The sequence below is a fragment of the Cupriavidus necator N-1 genome, from assembly GCF_000219215.1.
GTDB classification, from domain to species: Bacteria; Pseudomonadota; Gammaproteobacteria; order Burkholderiales; family Burkholderiaceae; genus Cupriavidus; species Cupriavidus necator.
Genome location: NC_015727.1, coordinates 794,658 through 820,579 on the forward strand (window position 1 = coordinate 794,658; position 25,922 = coordinate 820,579).

The window sequence follows — 25,922 nt, forward strand, 5'->3', positions numbered from 1 at the left end:
CGCGGGCGATCTGTCTGATCTTCAGCGAGGATAGTGCGATGCGTGACGTCATCCTGGAATCAGTCGTGACCTGCCCACATTGCGGGTGGGCGCAGCGGGAGACCCTGCCTGCAGGGCCGACAAATATTTCCAGCGGCGGGCGGCCGTCACTTTATGGTGCCGGCTGGGCCGGTGGACTGGCGTTTGCGATCGGAATATTCACAAGTATCCTGATCGCCCTGGAGTTCGGCCGACTGGTGTGGCGATGGCAGGTTGCCTCCGGTCGCGAACTGGATACAACGGGCGTCGGCGCGGTTGCAAGCGCGATATTTTGCCCGCTGCCGACCTGGATCTGACCGACGCCACCCTGCAGGCCGCGATGGCCAACGACATTGCCGAGCTGCGCAGCCGTTTCCCCGAAACCCGCGCGCTGTACCGCGAGGTCTGCGGCCTGCTGTTCTTCCGCTATGGCGTTACGCCCACCACGAACAAGCTCTATAGCCTGGTACGCAAGGGCAGCATGGGCACGCCCGCCGAGGTGCTGCAGGCGTTCTGGCAGGAACTGCGCGGACGCACGCGCGTCACCATCGACCATCCCGACTTGCCGGATGCGTTGAAGGACATCGCGGCCGGGGCGGTCCAGACCATCTGGCAGGCGGCCAACGAGGCCGCCACCGGCGAGCTGGCCACGCTGCGCGCCGAGGCCCGCCATGCGGCCAGCGCCGCCGAGGCCGAGCGCGACGCGGCGCGGACCGAGACCGCGGCGGCGCGGGAAGAGGTGGCCGCCATCTCGGCGCAGCTGGCGGAGGCGCGCGAGGCGCACGCGGCGACCCAGGCCCGGCTGGAAGCGGGGCGGGCGGAACTGGACGCCGCCGGGCGGCAACTGGCGGAACTGCGCACCCAATTCTCGACCGAGCTCGAGCGCGCCCGCGAGCAGGTGACCCTCGCGCAGGAACGGGCTGAAGCCAGCGAGCGGCGGAGCTTGCGCGAACCGGATGCGGGACGTACCGCGCGCCAGCAGAGCGAGCGCACGGCCGAAGCGTTGCGCGGCGAACTGCTGGCGGCGCGCAGCGAGGCCCGCGACGCGGCCGTGGCGCAGGCCGAAGTCCGGGCCCGGCTCGCGGCCGCCGAGGAGGCGCAGCGCAAGTCGGCGCACGACCTGGACGCGGTGCAGGCGGAGTTGGGCACGGCGCAGCGCCGGGCCGAACGGGCCGAGGCCGAAGCGGCGTTGGCGCGCCAGCTGCTGGCAGAATTGCGCGCGTGCGCTCGGAACCCCCGGTCAACAGAAGAATCTATATTGACGGCCCGGCCAAGCGAGATTGCGTCGCCACAAACGCGACCGGCGCAAATGATAATTACACGGCACATGCGGCGGCATCATCCCGACCGCGCCTCGCGGCGCGTCACACGGCCGAGCGCTTTTGATTGACGTCATGCTCCACCGATTCCGCCAGTTGTCCGTTTTGTGCGCGATTGCCACCGTCTCGTCGGCATGCAGTTTGAGTTCGGCGCCGGCGCCGACGCCGCTCTATCAGCAGGAGCAGTTCGACACAGCGACAAGCCCATACGCGCGCACGTTCAAGGCCAATTCCGACGCGACTTGTGAAGCCGCGCGCCGGGCGCTGCTGAGCCAGGGTTATGTGTCGAGTTCGGCCCATCCCGATACGATCGATGGCAGCAAGAATTTCCAACCGAGCAACGACACGCACGTCGTGATCGCCTTTCACGTCGTCTGCGCGGACGCGAACGCAGATGGCACGTCGAGCACCGCCTATGTGAACGCGGTACAAGACCGCTATGCGCTGAAGAAGACCAGCACGTCGGCCAGCGTCGGCCTGAGCGTGCTCGGCTCGCTGTCATTGCCGATCGGCTCGGGCAGCGACTCGATGGTCAAAATTGCGAGCGAGACAATTCCGGCCGGCGTGTTCTACGAGCGCTTCTTCAATCTGGTCGACCATTTTCTGAAGGTCGATCCGGTGCGGCGCGACCGTGCGACGGTGAAGGCCGCGGAGAAGGCGCATGTTGCGCCGTTGCCCGAGCCCGCGCCGACGCATCCGGGCGAGCCGATGAAGATGACGACGCCCGCCGGGCCCACGCCGCCCGCCCCGCCCGTTCCGGTGCAGCCGCCCGCTGTAGCACCTGCACCTGCACCTGCACTGGAACCGGCACCGGTTCCAGCGGCACCGTCGCCTTCGCCGACGTCGAGGGCGCCTAATGGATCACCGGCCACTGCAGCACCCGCGGCGAAGCTCGACGCTACAGCGCCGACGGCCGGGTCCGCACCAGCTGCACCAGCCACACCGTTTGCACCGTCCGCGCCACCCTCCACGGGCGTGAGCGGCACGAACTGAGCGCAGGCCGTGAAGCGCCGCTCGACAACCTTTTTCTTGTAGCCGAGGTGTCGTGGCTGGAAGCGCACCTGTGACTCGGGGGTCAATGTTACTCCTACGCCCGGGGCCTTGCTGGCCAGCGTGGCCGGCGGTAGTACCGGAGGCGGCATCGCTGCGAGCGTTGGCAACATCGTGTGGGAGTCCGGGTCTTTGCCGGCATATGAGGCGTTCGGCAATCGACCACGGTCACACTGGTCCGGGCGTTGTCAGTCCCGAGGCATGTTGAATGAGCCGAAGGCAAGCGGGGCAGGGACGGGATTCGCCCGCAAACCGCGCACGAATCACATATCACGTCGCGAGACAAAGTGGACAAGACAGGAGATAACCCTGTGGTACGGGACGTGCATACGGATCTTGTAAGCTGTCTTGCCGCTACCGGACCCTGCATATACGGTGAGAGAGGGACGGGAAAGACAGACGAGGGAGGTCTGGAACTGGCACCGCAGGTAGTTACAATTTCTGCGGCCACTGGCGGGAGGAAGCAGTCATGATCGAGATCCTGAACGGCTTTCCAGACAACGTCGTCGCGGTCAGCGCCAGCGGCGAGGTTACACGGGAGGACTACGAGAAGGTGCTGATGCCCGCCGTCGACGCGGCAATCGCACGGCACGACAAGGTACGCATTTACTACGAACTCGGACCCGGCTTCGCCAGGATGGCGGTCGGCGCCATGTGGGATGACTTCAGACTGGGCGTGACGCGCTACCTGCACTGGGAGGGCATCGCGGTGGTAACGGATCTCGACTGGATCCGTCACGCCGCCGATATCTTTCGATTCCTGGTGCCGGGCTATGTCAGGAGCTTCCAGATGGCCCAGTCCCGCGAGGCACGGGACTGGATCTCCGGTTCGCTCGATACGGCAGGCACGCGCGCTCGCTGAGCGGGGGGCGCACTTCACCTCTAGGATGCTGTTGAACTTGTCCGTCTGGGTCAGGAGGCCGGTGTCCGGGAGCACGAGAACGGGCCCCCGCCGCCTGCGTTTGCCAGGCGGATGCCGTGCGTTAACCGCTGGAGCTCATCGCGCTGAACTGCTGCGTCAGGTAAGTGCCGGTGTTTTTCACCTGCGCCATGATTACGTCCAGCTGTGTGAACTGCGCGCGATAGTTGGCGATCCTATCGTTGACACGGTCCTGGCGTTGCCATGAAGTCATACGTGGCTTTATTGCCGGCCTTAGAGGCGACTGGACGTGTCTTTCCGGCAACGCAATCTCTACTGCCAGTTCGCATTGATCGGTTTGCGAGCTGAAGAAATGGCAGCCTTGGAGGCGCAATGAAGCTTGCCAGCACATCACGCACGGAGCAAAAGTTGGGGCCATCAATGGCGACCGCGAGTCGCACTTCCATGGACCAACCCGCCAAGCTCAACGCCGATTCGCTGGGCATCGTCGAATCGGTGATCATGGGCATCGCCGGCACCGCGCCCGCCTACAGCATCGAGATCACGACTTCCACAATCATCGGGACGGCTGGCACGTTGTCACCGGCGAGTATCCTGGTGTGCGGGCTCATCATGTTCGGCATCGCGTACGCGTTTATCAACATGAATCGTGCGCTGGCGAGCGCCGGTACCTCCTATTCGTGGGTGAGCATGGTATTCGGGCGTGGGCTCGGCTTCTTTGCCGGCTGGGCGCTTCTCGTACTGTGCTGCGTGTTCATGGTTTCCGCCATGATTCCGGCGGCAAATGCCACGCTACTCATCTTTGATCGACCAATGATGAATAACGTGCACTACGTGACGCTGATCGCCGCCGCGTGGCTCACGTTTGTCAGCGCGGTGGTCGTCAAGGGCATCAAGCTCACCAGCTACGTGCAGGTGCTGATGACGATCATCGAGGGCGTCATCCTGCTCGCGATCATCGTCGCGAGCTTCTTCACGTTCACACCTGCGCCGCAACACCCGTTCTCACTGGTCTGGTTCTGGCCCTTCGCGTTCTCGCCCGAGCTGTTCGCCAACGGCGCATTGGTGGCAATCTTCTTTTTCTACGGCTGGGACGTGACCATGAACCTCAGTGAGGAGACGCGAGACTCGAACCACATCCCGGGTCGCGCCGCGTTTTGGTCGATGGTATTCTTGATGGCGTTCTTCCTCGTCTTCATCGTCATCACGCTGCTCGGCCTGTCGGATGCCGAGATCCAGCACTACAACACGAACATCATCTTCGCCATCGCGGAGAAGCTCTTCGGGCCGACTTGGGGCTACGTCTCGATCATCGCGGTACTGCTGAGCACGGTGGGAACGGTCGAGACGCAGATGCTGCAGTTCACGCGAACACTCTTTGCCAAGAGCCGCGACGGCGCACTCCACCCTCGCTATGCGCGTCTGCATCCGCGTTGGCGGACGCCACACATTGCTATCTTTTTCATCTGGATCACGGGGCTCGCGCTGCTGTTCGTGTCGTCTTACCTGCCAACCATCAACGTCATCCTGCAGGATTCGATTACAGCCATCGGCTTCCAGATCTGCTTCTACCTTGGGCTGACCGGGCTCGCCTGCGGCTGGTACTACCGCAAAATGCTGGCGCATGGATTGTGGCTTGCCGTGAGTCACGTTATCTGGCCGGCGGCAAGCGGACTTTTCCTCTTCTTCATCGCGCTTTACAGCATTCCGACCTTCGACTGGGTCACCAATTTCGTCGGTATAGGAGGCATTGCCATCGGTGCCATTCCGCTACTGCTGAACCGCAAGAAGATCTGGGTGACGCCAGCAGCCTGAGCCGGGTCGGTGCAGCGCATTGACCGCAATGGTCACACGAAGCCGCCGCTCGAATGGCCGCATGACGGTGAAGGCAAGCGGCAGTAACTGGCCGGCTACTGACGTTGCCGTTTCGCTATCTCTGGATCGATAAGGCACGATAACCGGGCCTTCCCGGTAGCCCTGTTTGAGGTGCATCTTATTCCACTTTTAGCTTGGAAATTTGATAACTATTATCAAGGGCGGTACACTTCATGACATTCGCCGTGCCCTTGCGCCCAATCCTGTCTGAAGAGGAGCAAATATGATCAGTGCCGACCTTGGACAACAACTCGAGCGCTACGTGACCGAACTTGTCGCTTCGGGCCGCTATGGCTCAAAGAGCGAAGTACTGCGCGAAGGCGTGCGTCTGATTCAAGACCGCGAAGCGCAACTGACGGCGCTGGACGCGGCGCTCGCGCAAAGCCTGGCCGAGGCAGACGCGGGCTGCGGCACCGACGCAGCCACCGTGTTCGACCGCCTCGAGGCCAAATATCGCGCCGCGGCAGGCAGAGCGCCCGGGCGCGGCGCATGATCGTCGTTCGCCTGACGCCGCTGGCCGAGGCCGAACTCGAAGCCATCGCCGACTATATTGCTCGCGACAATCCGCGTCGCGCGCTCTCCTTCGTGCAGGAGTTGCGCGACCGGTGCCTGTCGCTCGCAGACATGCCGCTTACCTTCCCGCTGGTACCCCGCTATGAGGACCGAGGCATCCGGCACCGCGTACACGGCAACTATCAGATCTTCTACCGCGTGCTGGGCGATCCGCCTGCGCGAATCGACGTACTGCACGTGCTGCACAGCGCCCGCAACTATGCCGCGCTGCTGTTCGACTGACGCCGCCCGACCTGAGTTCGGCGAACAACTCTCCCTGTCACCGGTAACTCGCTTCGCGGAGGTTTACCCGAGCGCGGACGTCGGGCAGCGAAGCGACGCGACCTCAAATGTCTACGCAGTGCGTAGACAATCAAAGTGGAGGGCGGTGCGCCATGATTGACTCTGCCTGGACCGCCCAAAGCGCATGCGTTGAACGCAGCCAGATTTGACCATAACGTCCGTAGAGCGAAAAATTTCTTTCGGTTGATGTCTCCCGGCATCGACGATGGCAATACGGCTACCATCGCAATCAGCGACTGCAGCAGGGCCGAAAAGCAAACGGGCAACGGTTCCAAAAGCGGGCTCGAATCGGACCCAGTCCATCAGACTCAAAGCAATGCAATGCCTTGCTGATGCACACCGATGGGCTGAGGCATCGAAGCAGCCCTAATGCTTGCTGTACATTGTTGTGGCGGCCAAAGAGCCGCTCATGCGAGACAATAATACGCCGCGCCACCGCAGGCCTGTTGCAGTGGCCGGTCTTTATTCGGGGATGATATGGGTCAATGGGGCGTGGTTTTGGTCGATCTAGAAAATGTCCAGGCGATCGATTTTTCAAGTCTCGGCGAAGCAAGCCTCATCGTCTTCGTCGGCGAAGGGCAAAAGAAAATCCCGATCGAGCTGGCCATGGGGCTGCAGGCTCTAGGGGAGAAAGGGCATTGGGTGCGTGCGAGCGGGACTGGGCCCAACGCTCTCGACTTCCACATCGCCTTCGAACTCGGGCGCATGATCGAGGCAGGCGAGAAAGGCCCAGCGATTGTGCTCTCCAGGGACAAAGGCTTCGATCCGCTGCTCACGTGGCTTAACACCGAATTCGGCGTGCCGGCCCGTCGGGTGGAATCGCTTGATGAGGCCTTCAAAGGCCCAACGCATGCGTCCGATCCCCCAGTGAAGGCATCGGAGCACAGCGCTAGCCCAGCGCCAGAGTCCGCCGCGCTCCAAAAGGAGTGGCCGGCGGGGCCTGAGGCGAAGGGGCCCAGCGCCAAGCGAATGCCTGCGCCGAACACGAAGGCGAGCAAGGCGCGGCCTGCCGTGAAGCCGTCGGCATCCAAGGCGGGGAAGGCCGCCGGCAAGAGGCCAAGTGCAGAACTAGCGCGAGAGATTCTCGCGCGCTCGCAAAAGGTGGCTAGGCCGAGAAGGCGAGTCACGCTTGCCAAGCACATCGAAGCCATGTTCAAGGCACACGCGATCGCCGACCGCGAAGTGCAGGCCATTATCGCCAAGCTTCTCGCCAATCGCTCGATCAGCGACAACGAGGGCGCCATCAGCTATCATTTCTGACCGGCTATTCGGCTGTCGCGCACTCGCGATCCCCGCACAGTAGCGCGGGCACTTCGACATCACGAGCAAGAATGGCGGCGAGCGCAATTTGAGTGCGTCTTCAAGTGTGCCGCCGGCGAGCGGGGCCTCCGGGGTCACGTATGCGCATAGCGTTCTCGCATAATAGAGCCGCTCGAATGGGGCTATGCGCCGTACTTACTCAATGTCTGATCAGCTCAGCCGCTCAAACCAGGCCTTCAAAATCTTCGTTCCGTGGGTCGAATGAAGCCAATCTCGGCTGCCAAGGTCCCCGATCACAAGGGAACTTAGCTACTTTGTCACGGAGCCGGCTGACACACCGCCTCGAGACTCGACCGATTTTTGGCACCAATCACGCGTTCCACTGTTGAATTTCCCTGTAAAGCAGAAGCTTTGCCCCGCAAACACGATTGAAGGGGCGGGGTTACAAAGCGGAAGCGAGGTGCTATCGCTTGCCTCGCCCACTTGAGGCGCGGTATTGCCGCCGACAGCAGCAAGGAGCAGATCGAGAATTTCCCGTTCTTCTTCGGAATCCACTTTTCCATCGGCCAGTGCTGCTACCAACCTGGGATATATGGCCTTTGCTGGCCACTGATCGGCAGCAGCTCGATTGGCGTTTAGCCAAGAAAGCAGGAATTCCACCTCGCCTTGATGGACCATGCCGTCGGCCAACACTCCCTTAACTATGCCAATCAACTCATCGATCTGACGTTCCGCCACGGCCTCGCCTCGATAAGCCGAATTGAGCGGTTGCCCTTGCGACCACGGGCCGCGTCGAGCGGTGCGAAGCGGGGGCCGGACGGAACTGGAGACGGGCCGGCGCCAGCTGGACGCGTTGCGAACCAAATTCTCGACGGAGCTGGAGCGGGCCCGCGAGGCGGTGACGCTCGCGCAGGAACGCGCTGAAGCCAGTGAGCGGCGCAGCTTGCGCGAACTGGGCCAGGAGCGTACGGCGCGCCAGAAGAGTGAACGCACGGCCGAAGACCTGCGCGGCGAACTGGCGGCGGCACGCCACGAGGCGCGCGATGCGGCCGTGGCGCAGGTGGAGGGACGCGCTAAGCTGGAAGCGCAGGCCGCAGCGCTGGTCATGCAACACTCGAAACTGGTCGCCAATCGACACGGTCACGCTCAATCCGGAGCGCGAGATTGCCGTGCCCACCGGTATCGGGGTAACCGACGCCGCCGCCACCCTCCGGTTTTTCGTCCGCGCCTTTGAGCCGCAGTCCTCGCTGGCTGGCCAGCGCAGGTCGCAAATAGAGCCCTCCACGCAACTTCTAGATGGTTGGCCCCCGACCAGGTTGACTGCCTCCAGCCTCTTGTCCTTGTTACGAGATGATGAAATCGCTTTGGATCCGTGGACTATCTGTGGCCATAAGCGTCTTAGTGTTTCCCCGATTGTCTTATCAAATGTATGCACCAATAATCCTGCCCTCAACCGGCACCGTACGAGCGCAGCGACGCTCCGGGGCCAAGTTCAAGAACAACAAGGTAGAAGGGCCACGTGTTTCGATTCGAGTATGGGACGACCAATGTCTACGCACTGCTTGGCTTCGAGGACGCCGAGGAAATTCCGTTGAAAGCGGAAATCGTGAAGGACATGACGGCATGTATGAGAGCCGCAGGCATTAGCTTGTCCGAGGCTGCAGCCATGCTGGGGACGCTTCAGTCGGATCTCGCCCTGGTTCTCTGCGGTAAGTTTCAAGACATCGGCGCAGATGAGTTGCGCGGTTGGCTCGCACGCCTTACCTCCCGGTCGTGGTGATTGCAGCGCCATCGCCCAAAAGAGGGTTGTCCGGTTACGCCGGTATCTAGCCTTCAGTGCCCCAGATAGTCGAATGACACAGAACGGAAAAATCACCGCGCTACTCTGGCGCGGCAGCGTTATTTGTTGGCGCCACGTGCATACGTGGTAGTGGTGGTCGAAAGCCGAACACAGAATCGGGACGACCGGAAGACAGGGGTCAAACAAACTTTGTGAGAGACAAGCAGGATGACGAAACGCATTGCATTGGTGACTGGCGGTATGGGCGGTTTGGGGGAGGCCATCAGCCTCAGGCTGCATGACGCTGGCTATAACGTGGTCGTGACGCATACGCCAGGCAACCCGAATGTGAACAACTGGCTCGCCATTATGGAAGCTGCCGGCCGCAATTTCCGTGCGTACGCGATGGACGTTGCGGACTATGATGCCTGCCAGGCAACGGTGGCAAAGATTCTTGCCGAGGTCGGGCAGGTCGACATCCTGGTGAATAACGCCGGCATTACCCGCGACATGGCCTTCAAGAAGATGGACAAGGTCAACTGGGACGCTGTGATTCGCACCAACCTGGATTCGGTGTTCAACGTGACCAAGCCTCTGTGCGAAGGCATGGTGGAGCGGGGCTGGGGGCGCATCATCAATATCTCGTCCATTAATGGTTCGAAGGGTGCGTTCGGGCAAACCAACTATGCGGCCGCGAAGGCGGGTATGTACGGGTTCACGAAGTCGCTTGCGCTGGAGGTGGCTCGCAAGGGGGTGACGGTCAACACGATCTCTCCGGGTTACCTGGCGACCAAGATGGTCACCGCTGTGCCGCAGGAGGTCATGGATACAAAGATCCTGCCTCAGATTCCGGTGGGGCGCCTTGGCAAGCCCGAGGAAGTGGCAGCCCTGGTTGCCTATCTGTGCTCCGAGGATGCGGCCTACGTGACCGGATCCAATATTGCGATCAACGGCGGGCAGCACATGCAATAACCGAGGGGGGCGGGACATGGTTCGTTAGCGACACCGTGCCCCCCTTATTTTGCGACATCATTCACCATCGGAGAGTAGCGTGGTCCTTACTCAAGAACAAATTCTGGCGGTACATCAATCCAACCTCGAATCCCTGTGCAGCCTGACATCCAAGGCCATCGAGGGCTATGAGAAGCTCGTTGAGCTGAATATGCAGGTTGCGAAAACGGCTCTGACGAAAAATCTGGACGGCGTCAGGCGCGCGCTCTCTGCCAAAGAGCCGCGGGAATTTCTGGAGGTTCACGTGTCGCTGGTGCAGCCGGCTGGCGAGAAGGCCATGGCATACGCCCGCCACGTCTATGAAATCACGTCGGAAACACAGAAAGAGCTCGCCAAAGTGGCAAAGGCCATGCTGACTGAGGGCTCACAGAAACTGCGAGAGAGTGTCGACAACCTCGCCAAGAATGCGCCGGCCGGCACGGAATCGGCCGTGGCGATCGTGAAGTCGGCTATTGCCGCCGCCGACAATGCCTACGAGTCGGTGGAGAAGGCCGCGGCGCAGGCCGTGGAAATTGCTGAATCCAATATCCAGGCCGTCGCCACCGTGGCAACGAATGCCGTACAGCAGGTCGGCGTGACGGCTCGTGCCGCCTCGAAGAATACTTCGGCTTCCGCCTGATCCTGCCGCAGCGATCCTCTGAAGCCCGGCCTGCCTCGGCCGGGCTGCTTCTTCTTGCCTAGGCGCGAGAAGCCGGTGCAGCAGCGGGTGGAGCTATGCGCGTTGACAGCCGGGATGCGATACAACCTCACTGGAAGCCTGCGGCCAGGCATTTCTTGCGAACCCGGACTTAGTCGCCCAGCGAGAGCAAGCGCCGAGGCAACAAGGCCAAGTCCGATGCGGTGATGGCCAGAGCGCGCGGCTACGTTGACAGGCTCCCAGGGGCGGCATGACGGTGGCCCAGGGTGGGAACTGCTGCATGCGCTGGCCACAGCATTATCAGCACTTCACACGATGTGAAAGCTCGACCAGGCCAAATAGAAAAGTCCTGCCGCCGCCACGAGGGCCGCCAGCAGCACGTAATAGCGGGCGCCATGACATGGCTGTTCCGGATGTCCCGACTCATAAAAGATCACGTTCCTCGAGTCTTACTCCTGTTCAAGAGGAGTCTAATGACAGCTTATGCTCTGCCGGACCAAACGTAACCAAACATGCCTTGGCGCATGCTGAGCCAAACGAAAGGCACTAATGCCTGGTCTTCGTCCTGCTCACGCGGGGAGCGTACGCCACGTCATGAAGATGTCGCGGACGGTTCGGTGAAGGATGAACAATCAGCGCGATCGCGGAGGACAGTTGGTAACGGTGCGGCGTGGGGCTTACGGCCGAAAATGCAACGTTCGCGGTCGCAGGGCGAAAGTCCGTTGTTCAGGGCGGAGCTGCCGCTCGGATGGCTTTGCGCAACTACGGGCCAGTCCAGCGATGCGATTTGCAAGAAGGTTGGAGCGAGGCGGTGCGGCACAGTACTTGATTTGAGGTAAAAACGCAAAAAACCCCTCGCACAAGGCGAGGGGCCAAAAGCCAGGCCAAGGGGAAAAACCCCTCGGCGAGAGGCTCAACAGCTTAGGGACGGTCCATACTCAAGCTGAAGAAATTCTGCGCAACGTTAGCGGCGATCGACACCGAAAGCCCCAGCGCAGGGATTCGCAGGCCAATCGTCTCATTGACGCCCGTAGCAGCATCTCGATGCCGCAGTCCAACGACGGGATTGTTGATCGTCCACGTGTCCACGCGCCCATCCTCGATGCGAGTCCGGGTATAGGAATTAGCCGTAGTGTTCACCGAGTCAATCCTGTTGCTGTACGACTCAAAGGTGCTCATTGCGCCGGTGTTAACGAGGGTGGAGTCCCAATACGAGCTCGTCGAGCCAACGGTCGGCAGCGTCATGGTGTAGGCCTTGCTATACACCGAGAATCCGCCAGGACGGGTGGTGAACATGGAGACGCGGCCATCGGTGCCAACGAAGGAGATCGAATAGCCCTGTCCGCTGGACGATTGCGTGGTCGAGAGCCCGTTGGCGTCCTCGGTGAAGACAGGCAGATCGGCGTCCGTAAAGACGTAGCACGGGTTGCTGCCAGCATAGCAACGCGTACCGGCTGTGGCCTTGTTGCCGGCAGCCAACGTCAGGTTCACGCGGCTCGGCACCAACTTGCCAGCGCTGGTGGAAGTGGTTGCGTACGTGAGGCCAACCCATTCGCCCACCTTCTGGTCAGCGGGGACCTTCTGCGCCGGCACGAGCAGCCTGGCGGAAGTCGTGGAGCCGCGCACGTCGCGCAGGAGTGCCACGCCCGCCTTGCCAACCACCATGTCGTACCCGTACTGGCTATCGGGATTGACGAACCGGCACGCTTGGCTCGAATCCGCGGTAAGCGTATCCACGGCGCCATCGCTCTGATAGGTCACGGTCAGCTTTGCGGCGTCCACAGTCACTGGCTCGATCATGTTGTCGGCCGTATTGACGCTGAAGTATTTGCCGCTGCGGAAGCCGGCGCAGGATGCCGCCGAAGGTTCGCTTGCCGCAGAGCGGATCGCCCAAGGGCGTCCTTCACAGACCGGGCAGAAGCGCCAGGAACACCAAAAGCCGATCGGCATCGACTAGCGTTCAGCACTGGGGGATTTCCGCCAACAACTATGAAGCGGGGCCATCGGCGGGCCACAGCGGCCCGCGCCAGTCAACCCGGCTTTTTCTGCGAGAGTATCGATAACATCGTACTCACGGCTTTGACTTGCGATCGAGAGTTGGTCTTTGCGAGAACGGCCCGCACCTGGTATCGAACCGTGTGAGGTGAGACCCCTTTGATGTTCGCATAATCCTCTGGGGACGTGCCTTCTATCAGCGCCTCCGCCACGGCCGCTTCCGCCGGCGTCAAACCAAAAGCCTGGTGCAACTGCTGGGCGGTGACAAGGGGGGCATTTCCACGCGTCCTTGCCGTAACCAGGACCGATGCGGACCCGAAAGTCGTCAGCGTTTGCCCCGGACAGCCGGCGATGCTCATGAACAGGTCGTATGTGGCTCCGGTGGCATTTCGCAGCGCCAGGCTTTCCCCGCGTCTGGATCGCGCAACCCGAAGGATCGCAGCCAGGAGCGCGTCATTGTCTGGAGCGTGGGGCGCTGCCAGTCGACCGTGCCTGAGCCTGAGCGCTGTCCCGGCGCTCAGCAGCGCCTCCCCAGCCGTATTGGAAAAGACGACTCGTCCCTCCTTGTCCAGAGCGAAGACCGCAAGGCCCATTTGCTCTATCAGTTCGGTCCCCAGCGCGGCGTCCTGATGCAAAACCTTGGCGTCCTGCCAAAGGTTGATGGCGCGATGGAGATGCGGGATCAGACTGGCTGCGGTCGTTCTGTCCGCGTCGCTATAAGGCTTTCTTCCCTTGTTGCGAAGGAGCCCTAGGAGGGTTTCGCTTCCTCCGGGCCGGGGAAGGCGGGTTCCCATCAGATAACGGTGTCCAGCAGTTGGGAGCTGGAAGTCCTGGTAGAACTCGCTCCGAGCCACGTCTCGGTCGGTGATGTGGTCTTGGCAGGCAACGAGCGCTCCTGCGGGTGCCCGCTGGACCAAATCGCGCCGCGGATCCAGTGCACCATAGTAAGCCTCGTAGATCGCGACAACAGAGTCGAATTGGGAGGCTGGCGTATACACCGAGAAGCGCGGACAGTTGTTTGCCGGGTCCCAACTGAACATGTGAAAGACGTTCGCGCCGACCGCCTCCGCGGTGCGTTGCAGGACTTCCAGGAAGTCGTCTTGTCGAATGGCGGCCTCGTAAAGGTCCCCAATCAGATGGTCTCTTAGCATGTCCGCTCCCCAACGGATTAGCGACCAGAGCCTGTCAGGCGGCTCCTTTTGGTCGAGGCTCTTACATCTAATGGCTAAGTACGATAGCGAATTCTTGATGGTGGCCACTTCCCCACCAACGAGGGGTATTGCGATTGTGGGAAGTCCACATTTTGCATTGCCACCAGCCGACCTCCGGCTGTCGCGAGGTCGACTCCCGAGTCCGCTCCGCAAGCTCCTCAGAGAAGTACGGCGGGGCGCAGAAGTCGCGCTCGCCTACCAGCACCAGCGTCGGCCTCGCGATCGACGGAAGATCGTCGATGGCGTTGTTCCCTACGATAATGTCAATTAGGAAGAAACAACTTCTGGCTTCCAAGTACTCGTTTTCACGTAGCCTTTGACGGTGAGGTCAGCCGCCAGCAAATCGGCTGCTTTCAGGGCGGAGCCGCCGTTCGAATGTCCGCTTGAAGCCGTGGGTGAGCGTCCGTAGGTGGCCCAAGATGCCTCCTTCGAGCGGCGTCCCGGTGGTCGCTGCGCATAATCCGGCGCTGAGCACTGTCCTATCTGCGCAGCTTCGCATGTTGGAATCTCGGCCGACCCTCTCGTAGGCGCCCATCAGCCTGCTTATGCGGCGTAGACGGGCCGCTCGAAGCAAATCTGTTGCCGATCCACGTCACGGACCATAAAACCTAATATTTGCAAGCCGATCGGACACGCGCATCACTGTGGCTACATGGGAGAAGCGCTGTGTTTATCGCGCGCTGGAGCGCTACATCGAATGGAGGTGGTAGAACAACAAGGGCACGGCAATGGATCGCCGCATGTGGCGCGGCCTCGTGCCTCAAACGGCCCTGGTCCTCACGCACAAGGGCGGCAGGTACGAACTGAGTGTCAAGCGCCGAACCAATGGTGCCGGCGAACTGGTCGAATACCTGGCGGCCGATAGTCTGCAGAGCTACGTCACGGGCCTGCACCGCGCGGCGGGCTTTGGCACCGGCTACAGCCGCCACTCTGGCCGCCGAACGTTTGCCAGCCGGCTTCTCGCATAGGCGCACTCGCTCGAAACCGTGCAAATGCCGTTGGGACATGCCGAACTGGACCACGTTGCGCCGTATTTGGACGTCGTTTCAGCCAAGGAGCTCAAAGAGGCGGTGGCAGCACTTGGTGATTCACGTAGCTACAATGTAGAAACCTTGACCCATCGCGATTGCGTATCTACAATGACTCTACATGAAAGGGGTGCAGCGATGGAACTATCGATTCAAAAATGGGGCAACAGCGCCGCCGTGCGCCTCCCCACAACATTGCTTGAACAACTCAAGGTGGCATTGGGTGACAAGCTGTCTGTGGATGTGCGTCCGGATGGCGTCATGCTTAAGCCCGCCCGGCACAAGTATTCACTCGATGAACTGGTTGCTCAGTGCGATCCCAAGGCGCCGACGCCCAGAGGGCTGGCTGATTGGAGTGGGGTCAAGCCGGTTGGGCGCGAAGTATGGTGAGGCGTGTCAAGTTTGACCGAGGCGACATTGTGCGAGTGAGCTTGAACCCAACGGAGGGGCGTGAGCAACAGGGGGATTTCCGTCCCGCGCTCGTACTGTCGCCCGCGCCATTCAATGCACTCGGTGTCGCCCTGGTTGCGCCGATTACGCAGGGTGGCGATTTCGCACGCTTCGCTGGTTTTGCTGTTCCGCTGTCCGGTGCTGGCACGGAGACCCAAGGTGTCGTGCTGGTGAACATGGTGCGCACGCTGGATCTTGAAGCTCGCGGTGCCAAGAAGGTCGAGCAGGCGCCGGCCGAGGTTGTGGAAGATGCGCTTGCGCGTCTTCAAACGATCCTTGAATAGCCGTTAGTAGACGTCAACACAGCAAAGCAATGGCCGTTCCTGATTGGGTAAGTTATGCGGGCCTGGCCGGCGGAGTGATAGGGACGGCTACTGGCTGCTTGGCATACTGGCGAACAGGTCAGTTGAAGGCGCTTGACCTACGTCTTGAGCTTGGTAGGGCCGACGCGGAATTACGTCAGCTCGTGCTCGGTCGGAGTTATTGGACCGGGCACGCCGTTCGCGTGAAGCGGTGGCCGCCGCTACTGGGAGAAGTGTGTCCGGTTGGCTCCAGGGTTGGATGGTGCGATTTCCGGTGGACGATAAAGAAGTTCTTGCCCTTCTAGATCCTATGTATGAGGACGGGTCGGTTGCAGGATGTGGTCCTCCTGAGAAACCAAACTGAGGGCGGCTGGGGTCAGGGCGCCACCGCCACGGGATAGATCTGATAGCCGAGTGCAGCGGCGCGGCGTTTGAGCGCGGCGATGCTGCGCTCGCGCTGTTGTTCTTCGTAGCGCTGCTGGCCCTGGTCGACGAAGGTCTCGCCGCGCGTGAGCATGAAGTACACCATGCGCGCCAGCTTGTGGGCGACGGCGGTATTCGCGCGCGGCTTGTCCATGCGGGCACACAGCCGTCGGTAGAACGCGCCGAGCGCGGAGTCGTTATGCGACAGGCTCATGGCCGCGAGCTTGAGCGCCTGGCGCACCCGGTTGGTGGAGCGCCGGGTGCGCGCCGACAGGACCTTGCCGCCGCTGACCTTGGTGCCGGGACACAGCCCCAGCCACGAGCAGAAGTGCTTGACGCTGCCAAAGCGGCGCAGGTCCGGGCCGATCTCCGAGAGGATCGTCAGTACCGAGGTAACGGCCAGGCCATTGATGCGCGTCAGGTCCACGCCGGACCAGCGCGCCAACGCGGTGCGCGCATCAAACTCCGGAGTATTCTTGCCACGCCGCTTGCCCGGCCCGCCGAGTTCGACCTCGTGACGGCCCAGCGGCGCGAGCAACGCCTCGATCTTGGCGTCGCACTCGAGGATGCGCTGGGCCAGGCTGTCGAACATTGCCAGGGCCTGCCCGAGCACGAAGAGGTGCTCCTCACGCCAGTTACCCGTCAGCGCCCGCGCGATGTCGCGCTCGCTGGCCTTGACGCGTGCATGGCGATGGCGCGCCAGCACGTTGGGGTCACGCTCGCCCGCCACAATGGCCCGCACGATGGCCTGTCCGGTCATGCCCATCAAGTCGCTGAGCACTTCGCCGAGCTGAAGGTTCATCTGCACCAGCGCCTTCTGCATACGCTGCACCCATTCGGCCTGCGCGGCCAGTAGCACCTCGCGCTGACGCACCACCGCGCGCACCACACAGACTTCATCGCCGGGGCGCCAGGCCGCGCGCAGCAGCCCCAGGCTCATCAGCTTCTGCAGCCACTGGCAGTCGAGCACGTCGCTCTTGCGCCCGGGCACGTATTTCATCTGCCGCACATCGACCAGCCAGACCGTCAAGCTGCGTTGCTCCAGCACTTCATAGACGGGGATCCAGTAGACCCCGGTGGATTCCAGCGCCACCGTGTCCAAGCCGCACGTCAGTAGCCAGTCGGCCAGCGCATGCAGGTCGTCGGTCATCGCGCCGACTTCGCGCACCGGCTCGCAGCCGGCCTTCTCGGCCAGATCCCGCGGCACCGCCACCCAGTGGCTCGACGCGCCCACGTCGATCCCCGCCGCGTTGGGGAATACCACGTCTTCTTCTTGCTTGCGCATAGCCATGGCTTGCTCCACCATCGTTGATGAACGGCAGCGCCATGGGATGCGTCGAATTCGACTCGATCTCCTGAACGGGATGCGGCTCGCGCCGCTCACCACTGTCGCCGACGAATCCCGGACCATGCTCCAAAGCGGGCTCGCTCCACGGCGTGCATGCTGCGAGCGCGCACCATTGGCCTGTCGGTCATCGCGGCGCTGCCGTTCACCGGTATAGCTCATATCGGTTTCTCCGCCCACGCCGGGGCCGGAAGGGCCTTGAAATGCTCCAAAGTAACTTACTTGCGCCTTCACTTTAGGACCACTCTGCGAATTTGCCGACCCGTCCTCATACATAGGATCTAGCGCAAGCCACGTTCATCTTGCCGTCCCGGTCCATTTACGAGGCGTTAGACTTCGTCTGCTTCTTCTCCCACGCCGCGAGCGAGTCGTTCATGATGAAGCATGTAGTGGCCTACCCGTACCGGGACGCCGGGGGCGATTCTGGTCTGCCCTGACCAGGTCGCAGCTACAGCCGGAATACGTTCGGCAGCGTGCCGCCGGTCACGTCGAGGGGATAATGCGCAGCGTCTGCACGACTAGATGGTCCGGCTCGACAACGGACGAGACGCACATCGATTGTCAACGATGTGGGACGTCGCGGTCGAACGTCCATTTGTGGCCGACAAGCGACCCTGGTCTCGCATTCTCGCCAATGCAACTTGTCCACCATTGTCAATCGCAAATCAACGGGTCGATCAGCAGGCCTAGGTCGCTGTCGTCTTTGCCGGTGTCGCGGAGTATGGAGTTGGAGATGCGGCGGGGGGGTGCCCAAGACGGTTCGCCGGGGGGTGTCAGGATTTTTGTGTGCAAGACTAAAGGCAGGCCTTTGATCCTATCTCAGTGATGGGGTTGTGTGAAGCGATCCTCGTAGAGGATCGCGAACTGGTTCATGGCCGCTTTCCAGTCGTGCGTGGCAGCGGGCGATCCATCACGGCAAGAGCACCGCTTCACCGCCGTTCAACGCGTGCTGCATCTCATGGCGAAATGCGGTATTCGTGAAATAGTCTAGCCTCGGGCGAGCGCGAAATCGTGAGTCCACGCTCGCCGAGCAGACCACATGGTTGAGGGCTGGCCGGGATTCGCAAAATGTGTGAGGCTTCGCATATTTGCGAAGCCCGGCTGACCTCCTATCTGGTCGTGGGCCTTTCACGTCGCTCTTTTAGTTGGCGGCTCATCCCAATCTCCTGGCAAATTTGTTCGGCACGAGGAACGCCTAGCGCGCCGGTGAGCAACTCTGGCCAGCGCAGGCATATTCCTTCGTCATGCCGCCCATACAGTTCACCCGGTAGGTATCCCCTTCCTGGCCAGTTCCTGTAAGGACCGCGTAGCCGACGGGGGTGCACATGTCTTTCAGAGCAACCGCCTCAGCAATAGTGGTAAAAGGCCCAGGGGTGGGCTTTGGTACCGGCTTCCAGGCGACAGTCATTGGAGCGGCGGCCGCCTGTGAACCTGGCTCTGCCGGCTTTGGTAACTCGAGTGCCTTCATCTCGACCGCGATCAAATTCGGATACTCATATGCCGCCCCACTCCCAATATCGATCGCCGCGCCAACCAAGCCGCCAAAGATGATGTTGCCAAAGGCCATGGGCTTCGTCGTCGACTGTGCGGCCGTCGTCCCCGGCTCCGAGCCTGACTTAGTGCAGGTGATATTCATAGCTTCGTAGGAGCGCTGGACCCCGACAGATCCCGGTGTCGAAACGAACCATTTCCCCTTGTCATTCGAAAGCGTGCATGCCGCACCGGTGATTGACTTCGCGTCTTGGCGCGCCTCCACCGAGATGTTCTGCGAAGTGCCGCCCACGATGGACGCACACCCGGTGCACATAACCGACAGCGCCGCCGCAATTGTCAGCAAGAAACGTCCGCTCATGACCCTCTCCCCACTCTGTTGTTGGCAGTCCGAGGGTAGTGCAGGAGCCGGTGATGCCATATCGGCCAGAAGTGTGTTTCGCTTGTGAACGCCCGTCCATGAGGGTTGGCCGCGGAGCGCGGGGCCCACGCCGCGACCCAGGCGCGGCTGGAGCCGGGGCGGGCGGAACTGGACGCCGCCGGGCGACAGCTGGCGGAGCTGCCCGCGCCCGGCTCGAAGCCCAGGTCGCCGCGCTCGCCGCTCGGTTGGGTACTACGAGGCGATGGGGTTCGTGGTCAAGACCGTCCCCCATGGTCCCGATGGCGGCATCGATGCAACCTTGTACAAGGCAGGCCTGGATGTTCCCGTGGCCGTGGTCCAATGCAAAGCATGGAGTAAGCCGGTGAAGGTAGCAGGTCCGCGCACTTGCCGGTGTCATGCACGAACACAAGGTGCGTAGGGGCGTTTTCTGGTCGTTGTCTGGCTATGTAGGGCGACCGGTAAAGGAGTCGGCAGAGCGAGCCGGCATTCAATTACTTGATGGTGCGGGCGTCGTCGAACGGATCTGCGCCCTCGATCAGTACAAGCAAGCGACGTTGCTGAAGCAGGCGTTTCGGGGCGACTACCGGACGCCGACATGCGCGGCCTGCGGAATCAAGATGGTTGAGCGGAAAGGGTCAGCTGGTGCATTCTGGGGTTGCCAAAACTATCCCGGTTGCAAGGTCAGACTGTCCCGCAACGTCTAGGAACCGGCTCGATCAATCATCGCCGCCGCGCTCTCAGTTAACAAGGTCCCCCCCGGGGAAGGCTGGCTTTCCGGCAGGCTCGAGCGTCGATTTTCTGCCTTGATACCGACACGATGCTTTAGGTTGCGAGGTATGTCTCATGAACGGTCTGCGGCATCGCCAGAGCCAGGTCTTCATCACTGGAGAGGCGGCGCAGCGCGGACGCCGGCAAGGACCTGCCGCCTCCCGGTCGGCTCTTCCCGACCCCATTCGGTCATTCTCGGTCTGCTGTGGGAATGACCGAAGCTAGGCGTATCCCTGTCATTGGGAATTGTGGTAATGGCACACGCCCAATTCGATAATCCCGTGCCGTCGCGTAGAATTCCGATACGTCCATGTCCTTGATCCCCCCGGCGCAAATGCGTGCCACGATTGCACACCGAGGCTAAATAACATGCGGATTCCTCCGGTGAAGGCCATCATTGCCTTCGAAAGCGTTGCCAGAACCAAGAGCGTCAGCCGTGCATCGGAGGAACTGGGCTTGACGGCGTCCGCTGTTAGCCACCAGATCGGTAACCTCGAGGAGGCGCTCGGCCAGGCGCTCTTCTTCCGGCAAGGACGCGGATTGGTCCTGACGCCTGTCGGCGAGCAATATCTCCGTGACATTACCGGTGTGCTCGCCGATTTGAATCGTGCGACGGAGCGCGCTTCCAGCCCAGCCAACATCGAGATCCTGCGGGTCCACTCGAGTCCCAGTTTCGGCCTGATGTGGCTATTGCCGCGGCTGGAATCCTTCCAGGCTGACAACGGCGACATCCAGTTGAACCTGTCCTGCTCCTATGAGGACATCTCCTTCACGGGCGGCTACTACGACGTGGATATCCGACACGGCTATGCCCATTGGCGCGATGTCGAGGTCAGGACCTTGCGCCGCGAGACCATTGCCCCGCTCGCGTCGCCGGCCTACCTCGAGAAGCATCCCATAGCGACGCCGACTGACCTGCTCGCGCAGCGGCTCATCTATTCGGAAACCCCGCTTGTCCAATGGCAGCAATGGCTCGCCAGATTCGGCGTCGCGGGCGGTCGCAAGACGTTCGATTTCACCTTCGACCGCTCCTACATGTCGCTCGAAACCGCGGCGCTGGGGCTTGGCGTGGCGCTGGAAAGCACGCTGCTGGCCTCTGTCATGATCCGCAAGGGCGCGCTCGTTCCCGTGTTCGACGACGCCCATGCCATCGAGGTTGGCAGCCACCACCTCGTCTATCCCCAGCAGAACACCGACCTGCCGCGCGTGGCGCGCTTCCTGGCCTGGATGGAGCGCCAGTTGTCGAACTCTGGCTGAGCGAATATTCAAAAGTGCCTCCGGCGGCGCCTTGCTGAACCCCGGTCGTGCCATCACCTGAAAATTTCTCAGCAATAGCTGAGGCAGACCGCGTTGATCGGCGGGCTGCCAGCGGCAACACTCGACCTAACAGAATTCAATGTCAAAGGAGACAAAGATGCTGGTCGAGAACAACGTAGTCATCATCACGGGCGCCGCCTCCCCGCGTGGCATCGGCAAGGCCACTGCCAAGGCCTTTGCGGCCCAGGGCGCCTCGGTAGTCATCCTCGACCTGCGCCTCGAGGACGCGCAGGCCGCCGCCAGCGAACTGGGCGACCAGCACCTGGGGCTGGCATGCGATGTGACAGACAAGGCCGCCTGCGAACGTGCGGCCCAGGCGGTGCTGCAGCGCTATGGGCGCATCGACGCGTTGGTCAACAACGCCGGCATCACCCAGCCGGTGCGCACGCTGGATATCCAGGCCGGCAACTACGACGCCGTGCTGGATGTGAACTTGCGCGGCACCCTCTATATGTCGCAGGCCGTGTTGCCGCAGATGCGCGAGCAGAAGCGTGGCAGCATCGTGTGCATGTCGTCGGTCTCCGCGCAGCGCGGCGGTGGCATCTTTGGCGGCCCGCACTACAGCGCGGCCAAGGCCGGCGTGCTGGGCCTGGCCCGCGCCATGGCGCGCGAGTTCGGGGCGGACGGCATCCGAATCAATTCCATTACCCCGGGCCTGATCCAGACCGACATCACCGGCGACAAGCTCACCCCGGAGATGCGTGCCGACATCATCAAGGGCATCCCACTGGGCCGCCTGGGCAACGCCATCGACGTGGCCAATGCCTGCGTATTCCTGGCCAGCGACATGTCCGCCTACCTCACTGGCATCACGCTGGACGTCAACGGCGGCATGCTGATCCACTAAATTCAAGTTGAAGCCGCCCGCAGAGGCGGAACAATCAACAGCCGGTGCGCCGCCGAAGCGGCGTAACCAGGCAGGAGACAACCAATGAAAACCAAATACGCAGCCTCGCCCATGGGCGGCGAGGCAACGCTGCACGCCGATGCCGCCAGCTTCGAGACCCGCACCTACGCCAAGGTGGTGAAGCGGCTCATCCCGTTTCTGATGCTGTGCTACCTGGGCGCCTACCTGGACCGGGTCAACGTGGGCTTTGCCAAGCTGCAGATGCTGAACGACCTGCAGTTCAGCGAAACCATCTACGGCCTGGGTGCAGGCATCTTCTTCCTTGGCTATTTCCTCTTCGAGGTGCCCAGTAACGTGATCCTCCACAAGGTGGGCGCCAAGCGCTGGCTGGCGCGGATTATGCTGACGTGGGCGGTGATCTCTGCCTGCTTCGCCTTCGTCAGTACGCCAACCCAGTTCTACATCCTGCGCTTCCTGCTAGGTGCGGCCGAGGCCGGATTCGCGCCCGGCGTGATCCTGTACATGACCTACTGGTTCCCGTCCGAGCGCCGTGCCAAGGCCTTGTCGCTGTTTTTCATGGCCATCCCGCTGGCGGGCATCGTAGGCGGGCCGCTGTCGGGCTACATCATGCATGCCTTCCACGGCATGGGCGACCTTGCCGGCTGGAAGTGGCTGTTCCTGCTCGAGGCACTGCCGTCGCTGTTCCTCGGGGTGGCCATCCTGCTTTACCTGGACAACGGCATCGAGCAGGCGCACTGGCTCACCGACGCCGAGAAGGCGCTGCTCAAGCGCAATATCGAAGGCGACAATGCGCAGAAGACGCAACACATGTCGATCCGATCCTTCATGGGCGACCGTCGTCTGTGGCTGATGGCCGGGATCTACTTCTGCGTGGTGCTGGGCCAGTACGGCCTGACATTCTGGCTGCCCACGATCATCCGCAAGGCCGGCGTGGCCGATCCGCTGTGGGTGGGCATCTACACCGCGCTGCCCTATCTCTGCGCCATCGTGGCCTTGCCGCTGGTTGGCATGAGCGCCGACCGCCACCGCGAGCGTCGTTTCCACCTGATGGTGCCGATGGTGGTGGCCGCGGCCGGGTTTGCCACGCTGCCAATGCTGGGCAGTGTCAGCGCATCGCTGGTGTGCCTGTGCATCGCCGCGGCGGGCATCCTGGCCTCGTCTTCGCAGTTCTGGGCGCTGCCCACCGCGCTGCTGGGCGGCATGTCGGCCGCAGCGGGCATTGCCGCGGTCAACTGCGTAGCCAACCTGGCCGGCTTCTTCTCACCCGCCATCGTGGGCTGGCTCAACGACCTGACTGGCAAGTCCACCGCCGGGCTGGTGTTCATCTCGGCCACCGTGGTGTTTGGCGCCATGCTGGTCTTCCTCGTTCCTGCCCGCTCCGTGAACCGCTGATACCTGATATCCATGAATGCTGACCAATTGATTGCAGGAGACACCATGCAACATCCATCCACCGACCAGGCCGTGTCCTTGCGGGACCGCGCCTATCGTATCCGCCGCAATGCATTGCTGATGGGCGAAGTGCAGGGCCAGGGCTACATCGGCCAGGCGCTCGATATTGCCGACGTGCTCGCCGTGGCCTACTTCGACGCCATGCGCTATCGCCCGGATGATCCCCTATGGGAAGGGCGCGACCGCTTCCTGCTGTCCAATGGCCACTACGCCATCGCGCTATACGCGGCACTGCTGGAGGCCGGCATCCTGCCCGCCGAGGAACTTGAGACCTATGGCAGCGACGACAGCCGCTTGCCGATGTCGGGCATGGCCAGCTACACGCCTGGCATGGAGATGTCGGGCGGTTCGCTGGGACAGGGGCTGACCATCGCCGTGGGCCGTTGTCTCGGGCTCAAGCGCAAGGCCTCGGACAACTTCGTCTACACGCTGTTCTCGGATGGCGAACTGGATGAGGGCGCCATCTGGGAAGGCATCATGTCTGCCGCCCACTGGAAGCTGGACAACCTGATAGCCATGGTCGACGTCAACAACCAGCAGGCTGACGGTCCCTCCACGCAGATCATGGCCTTCGAGCCACTGGTGCCCAAGCTGGAAGCATTCGGGTGGTTCACGCAGCGCGTGGACGGAAACGACATCGACGCCGTGGCCGCCGCCTTCCGCGCGGCACGCGAGCACCGCGGCGCGCAGCCGCGCATGATCATCTGCGATACCCGCATGGGGTGCGGCGTGCCGTTCCTTGAACAGCGGGAGAAGAACCACTTTATCCGCGTGGATGCCGACGAATGGCAACTCGCACTGCAGGCCCTCGAAGCCGGGAGACAAGCATGAGCAACATCAACGCCAACCAGACTGCCACCGCCAAGCCGAAGCTCAAGACCTCGGCGATGATCGCCTCCATCGCTGGCGAGGGGCAAGCCACGCGGTCCGCGCCGTTCGGCCACGCGCTGGTGGAGCTCGGCCGGCAGAAGCAGAACGTGATCGGCATGACGGCCGACCTGGGCAAGTACACCGACCTGCATCTCTTTGCGAAGGCTTATCCCGAGCGCTTTTACCAGATGGGCATGGCCGAGCAGCTCCTGATGGGTGCCGCGGCCGGCTTCGCACACGAGGGCGCCCAGCCGTTTGTCACCACGTATGCGGTGTTTGCCACGCGGCGTGCCTACGACTTCATGCATCAGGCTATCGCGGAGGACAACCTCGACGTGAAAATCGTGTGCGCGCTGCCCGGACTCACCACCGGCTACGGCCCCAGCCACCAGGCGGCGGAGGACCTGGCGCTGATGCGCGCCATGCCCAACATGACGGTGATCGACCCGTGCGACGCCATCGACATCGAGCAGATGGTGCCTGCCATCGCCGCGCACAACGGGCCGGTGTATGCGCGCCTGCTGCGCGGCAATGTGCCGGTGGTGCTGGACGAGTACAACTACAAGTTCGAGCTGGGCAAGGCCAAGCTGCTGCGCGATGGCGGTGAAGTGCTGGTGATCTCGTCGGGCATCATGACCATGCGCGCGCTGGAGGTGGCCAAGGCGCTGGAGAAGGATCGCATCGGTGTGGCGGTACTGCACGTGCCGACCATCAAGCCACTCGATACCGAGACCATCCTGCGCGAGGCGAAGCGGCAAGGGCGCCTCGTAGTGGTGGCCGAGAACCACACGGTGATCGGCGGGCTGGGAGAAGCTGTGGCCACCACGCTGATGCAAGCGGGCACCGTAGTACCGTTCCGGCAGGTAGGTCTGCCGGACGAGTTTCTGGACGCAGGGGCACTTCCCACGTTGCACGATCGCTATGGCATTTCGGCGAATGTAATGGCGAAGGCGATCAAGCAATGGATTAAGTAGAGGCCATAGAGATCGTGTGCCGACGCCTTACACAGTTTCGCTTAGTAAGGCTGGTCCGTGTGCCGCAATCTACGCCCTCCGTGCCACTCCAAAAGAAAAGCGGCCGAAGCAAAGCAGACTTCGGCCGTTCGAATGAATCGCTGCGACTGACCGAAATTGGCCGGAAATAGACCCAGAGAGGAAACTGGCTCACCGCATCGCCTCATTTCCTGCGCATGCCAGCGTTCCTGCGCATGCCAGCGCTCATGCCAAGACGGCCGTGGATTCTGGAGCATTTCGTTCCATGGCAGGGGGGCTTCTGGTGGAAGCCCACGAGTCCGATTTGAGTGTCGCTAGCGAGGAGACGCAAGCGCGCGTGAGG

26 protein-coding genes and 2 pseudogenes are annotated in these 25,922 nt (G+C 62.1%); 22 read left to right on the top strand and 6 right to left on the bottom strand.

Features of this window, described 5'->3' with window-relative positions; genetic code table 11:
• Positions 1-38: 38 nt before the first annotated feature.
• From CNE_RS42490 to CNE_RS33705, 4 genes are all read left to right on the top strand, one after another.
• Positions 39-335, top strand: a complete 297-nt coding sequence (locus tag CNE_RS42490) for a hypothetical protein (protein ID WP_238553150.1) — start codon at positions 39-41, stop codon at positions 333-335.
• Positions 311-1,408 (top strand): DNA-binding protein, encoded by a 1,098-nt coding sequence (locus CNE_RS33695; protein WP_238553151.1) that lies wholly within the window; start codon positions 311-313, stop codon positions 1,406-1,408. The genes CNE_RS42490 and CNE_RS33695 overlap by 25 nt, the downstream gene beginning before the upstream one ends.
• 4 nt (positions 1,409-1,412) lie before the next feature.
• Positions 1,413-2,330 carry a DUF2242 domain-containing protein gene (locus CNE_RS33700; protein ID WP_013959223.1) on the top strand — a complete coding sequence of 306 codons (918 nt, stop codon included), beginning with the start codon at positions 1,413-1,415 and terminating at the stop codon, positions 2,328-2,330.
• Positions 2,331-2,856: 526 nt separating this feature from the next.
• Positions 2,857-3,249 (top strand): SpoIIAA family protein, encoded by a 393-nt coding sequence (locus tag CNE_RS33705; RefSeq protein WP_013959224.1) that lies wholly within the window; start codon positions 2,857-2,859, stop codon positions 3,247-3,249.
• 121 nt (positions 3,250-3,370) lie between these two features.
• Here the strand turns inward: CNE_RS33705 and CNE_RS41615 are convergent, their stop codons facing one another.
• Entirely contained in the window at positions 3,371-3,520 is a 150-nt protein-coding gene (locus CNE_RS41615) for a hypothetical protein (RefSeq protein WP_013959225.1), read from the bottom strand.
• 191 nt (positions 3,521-3,711) lie between these two features.
• Here CNE_RS41615 and CNE_RS33710 point away from each other — a divergent pair, with 191 nt between their 5' ends.
• The 4 genes from CNE_RS33710 to CNE_RS33725 all read left to right on the top strand — a co-directional run bounded on the left by CNE_RS33710 (position 3,712) and on the right by CNE_RS33725 (position 7,257).
• Positions 3,712-5,082, top strand: coding sequence for an APC family permease (locus CNE_RS33710; RefSeq protein WP_041229056.1), 1,371 nt, complete (start codon positions 3,712-3,714; stop codon positions 5,080-5,082).
• A gap of 283 nt (positions 5,083-5,365) precedes the next feature.
• Complete coding sequence (locus CNE_RS33715) at positions 5,366-5,635, top strand: type II toxin-antitoxin system ParD family antitoxin (protein ID WP_013959227.1); 270 nt, start codon at positions 5,366-5,368, stop codon at positions 5,633-5,635.
• On the top strand, positions 5,632-5,937 hold the full coding sequence (locus tag CNE_RS33720; RefSeq protein ID WP_013959228.1) for a type II toxin-antitoxin system RelE/ParE family toxin: 306 nt from the start codon (positions 5,632-5,634) through the stop codon (positions 5,935-5,937). The genes CNE_RS33715 and CNE_RS33720 overlap by 4 nt, the downstream gene beginning before the upstream one ends.
• A 537-nt stretch (positions 5,938-6,474) precedes the next feature.
• Positions 6,475-7,257: a PIN domain-containing protein gene (locus CNE_RS33725; RefSeq protein WP_013959229.1), complete on the top strand. Its 783-nt coding sequence runs from the start codon at positions 6,475-6,477 to the stop codon at positions 7,255-7,257.
• A 309-nt stretch (positions 7,258-7,566) separates the two neighbouring features.
• Here CNE_RS33725 and CNE_RS41345 read toward each other — a convergent pair whose 3' ends face one another.
• Positions 7,567-7,995, bottom strand: a complete 429-nt coding sequence (locus CNE_RS41345; RefSeq protein WP_148271767.1) for a BRCT domain-containing protein — start codon at positions 7,993-7,995, stop codon at positions 7,567-7,569.
• Between the two features lie 73 nt (positions 7,996-8,068).
• On the opposite strand from CNE_RS41345, the pseudogene CNE_RS41350 reads away from it, so the two are divergent.
• The 4 genes and pseudogenes from CNE_RS41350 to CNE_RS33745 all read left to right on the top strand — a co-directional run.
• A pseudogene (locus CNE_RS41350) lies at positions 8,069-8,359 on the top strand (hypothetical protein); the annotation flags it as partial.
• Between the two features lie 417 nt (positions 8,360-8,776).
• Positions 8,777-9,037, top strand: a complete 261-nt coding sequence (locus tag CNE_RS33735; RefSeq protein WP_013959232.1) for an XRE family transcriptional regulator — start codon at positions 8,777-8,779, stop codon at positions 9,035-9,037.
• Positions 9,038-9,265: 228 nt separating this feature from the next.
• Positions 9,266-10,009 carry an acetoacetyl-CoA reductase gene (gene phbB, locus CNE_RS33740; RefSeq protein WP_013959233.1) on the top strand — a complete coding sequence of 248 codons (744 nt, stop codon included), beginning with the start codon at positions 9,266-9,268 and terminating at the stop codon, positions 10,007-10,009.
• 79 nt (positions 10,010-10,088) lie between these two features.
• Entirely contained in the window at positions 10,089-10,667 is a 579-nt protein-coding gene (locus tag CNE_RS33745; protein WP_013959234.1) for a phasin family protein, read from the top strand.
• Positions 10,668-11,606: 939 nt separating this feature from the next.
• Here the strand turns inward: CNE_RS33745 and CNE_RS33750 are convergent.
• Positions 11,607-12,635, bottom strand: a complete 1,029-nt coding sequence (locus tag CNE_RS33750; RefSeq protein WP_013959236.1) for a hypothetical protein — start codon at positions 12,633-12,635, stop codon at positions 11,607-11,609.
• Positions 12,636-12,715: 80 nt separating this feature from the next.
• Positions 12,716-13,831, bottom strand: coding sequence for a helix-turn-helix transcriptional regulator (locus tag CNE_RS33755; protein ID WP_013959237.1), 1,116 nt, complete (start codon positions 13,829-13,831; stop codon positions 12,716-12,718).
• A gap of 815 nt (positions 13,832-14,646) precedes the next feature.
• Here CNE_RS33755 and CNE_RS38810 point away from each other — a divergent pair.
• The 3 genes from CNE_RS38810 (at position 14,647) to CNE_RS33770 (ending at position 15,653) form a co-directional block, all read left to right on the top strand.
• Positions 14,647-14,859: an integrase gene (locus CNE_RS38810; protein ID WP_148271768.1), complete on the top strand. Its 213-nt coding sequence runs from the start codon at positions 14,647-14,649 to the stop codon at positions 14,857-14,859.
• A gap of 198 nt (positions 14,860-15,057) precedes the next feature.
• Complete coding sequence (locus CNE_RS33765; protein WP_013959239.1) at positions 15,058-15,309, top strand: AbrB/MazE/SpoVT family DNA-binding domain-containing protein; 252 nt, start codon at positions 15,058-15,060, stop codon at positions 15,307-15,309.
• Complete coding sequence (locus CNE_RS33770) at positions 15,303-15,653, top strand: type II toxin-antitoxin system ChpB family toxin (RefSeq protein WP_013959240.1); 351 nt, start codon at positions 15,303-15,305, stop codon at positions 15,651-15,653. The genes CNE_RS33765 and CNE_RS33770 overlap by 7 nt, the downstream gene beginning before the upstream one ends.
• Positions 15,654-16,047: 394 nt before the next feature.
• Here the strand turns inward: CNE_RS33770 and CNE_RS33775 are convergent, their stop codons facing one another.
• Positions 16,048-17,385, bottom strand: a complete 1,338-nt coding sequence (locus CNE_RS33775) for an IS110 family RNA-guided transposase (RefSeq protein ID WP_041229059.1) — start codon at positions 17,383-17,385, stop codon at positions 16,048-16,050.
• 1,249 nt (positions 17,386-18,634) lie between these two features.
• Positions 18,635-19,291 carry a hypothetical protein gene (locus CNE_RS41915; RefSeq protein ID WP_013959243.1) on the bottom strand — a complete coding sequence of 219 codons (657 nt, stop codon included), beginning with the start codon at positions 19,289-19,291 and terminating at the stop codon, positions 18,635-18,637.
• A gap of 262 nt (positions 19,292-19,553) precedes the next feature.
• Here CNE_RS41915 and CNE_RS42495 point away from each other — a divergent pair.
• The 7 genes and pseudogenes from CNE_RS42495 to CNE_RS33805 all read left to right on the top strand — a co-directional run.
• Positions 19,554-19,818 (top strand): annotated as a pseudogene (locus CNE_RS42495) (restriction endonuclease); the annotation flags it as partial.
• 111 nt (positions 19,819-19,929) lie between these two features.
• Positions 19,930-20,016: a topoisomerase DNA-binding C4 zinc finger domain-containing protein gene (locus tag CNE_RS42990; RefSeq protein ID WP_238553224.1), complete on the top strand. Its 87-nt coding sequence runs from the start codon at positions 19,930-19,932 to the stop codon at positions 20,014-20,016.
• Between the two features lie 433 nt (positions 20,017-20,449).
• Positions 20,450-21,337 (top strand): LysR substrate-binding domain-containing protein, encoded by an 888-nt coding sequence (locus tag CNE_RS33785; RefSeq protein ID WP_013959244.1) that lies wholly within the window; start codon positions 20,450-20,452, stop codon positions 21,335-21,337.
• 157 nt (positions 21,338-21,494) lie between these two features.
• A complete protein-coding gene (locus CNE_RS33790; protein ID WP_013959245.1) occupies positions 21,495-22,244 on the top strand; it encodes an SDR family NAD(P)-dependent oxidoreductase in 750 nt (249 codons plus the stop codon).
• 84 nt (positions 22,245-22,328) lie between these two features.
• On the top strand, positions 22,329-23,657 hold the full coding sequence (locus CNE_RS33795; protein ID WP_013959246.1) for an MFS transporter: 1,329 nt from the start codon (positions 22,329-22,331) through the stop codon (positions 23,655-23,657).
• A gap of 45 nt (positions 23,658-23,702) precedes the next feature.
• Complete coding sequence (locus CNE_RS33800; protein WP_013959247.1) at positions 23,703-24,548, top strand: transketolase; 846 nt, start codon at positions 23,703-23,705, stop codon at positions 24,546-24,548.
• The gene (locus tag CNE_RS33805; protein ID WP_013959248.1) at positions 24,545-25,561 is read left to right on the top strand and encodes a transketolase family protein; all 1,017 of its coding nucleotides are present in this window, start codon (positions 24,545-24,547) and stop codon (positions 25,559-25,561) included. Before CNE_RS33800 ends, CNE_RS33805 begins: the two co-directional genes overlap by 4 nt.
• Positions 25,562-25,922 lie beyond the last annotated feature (361 nt).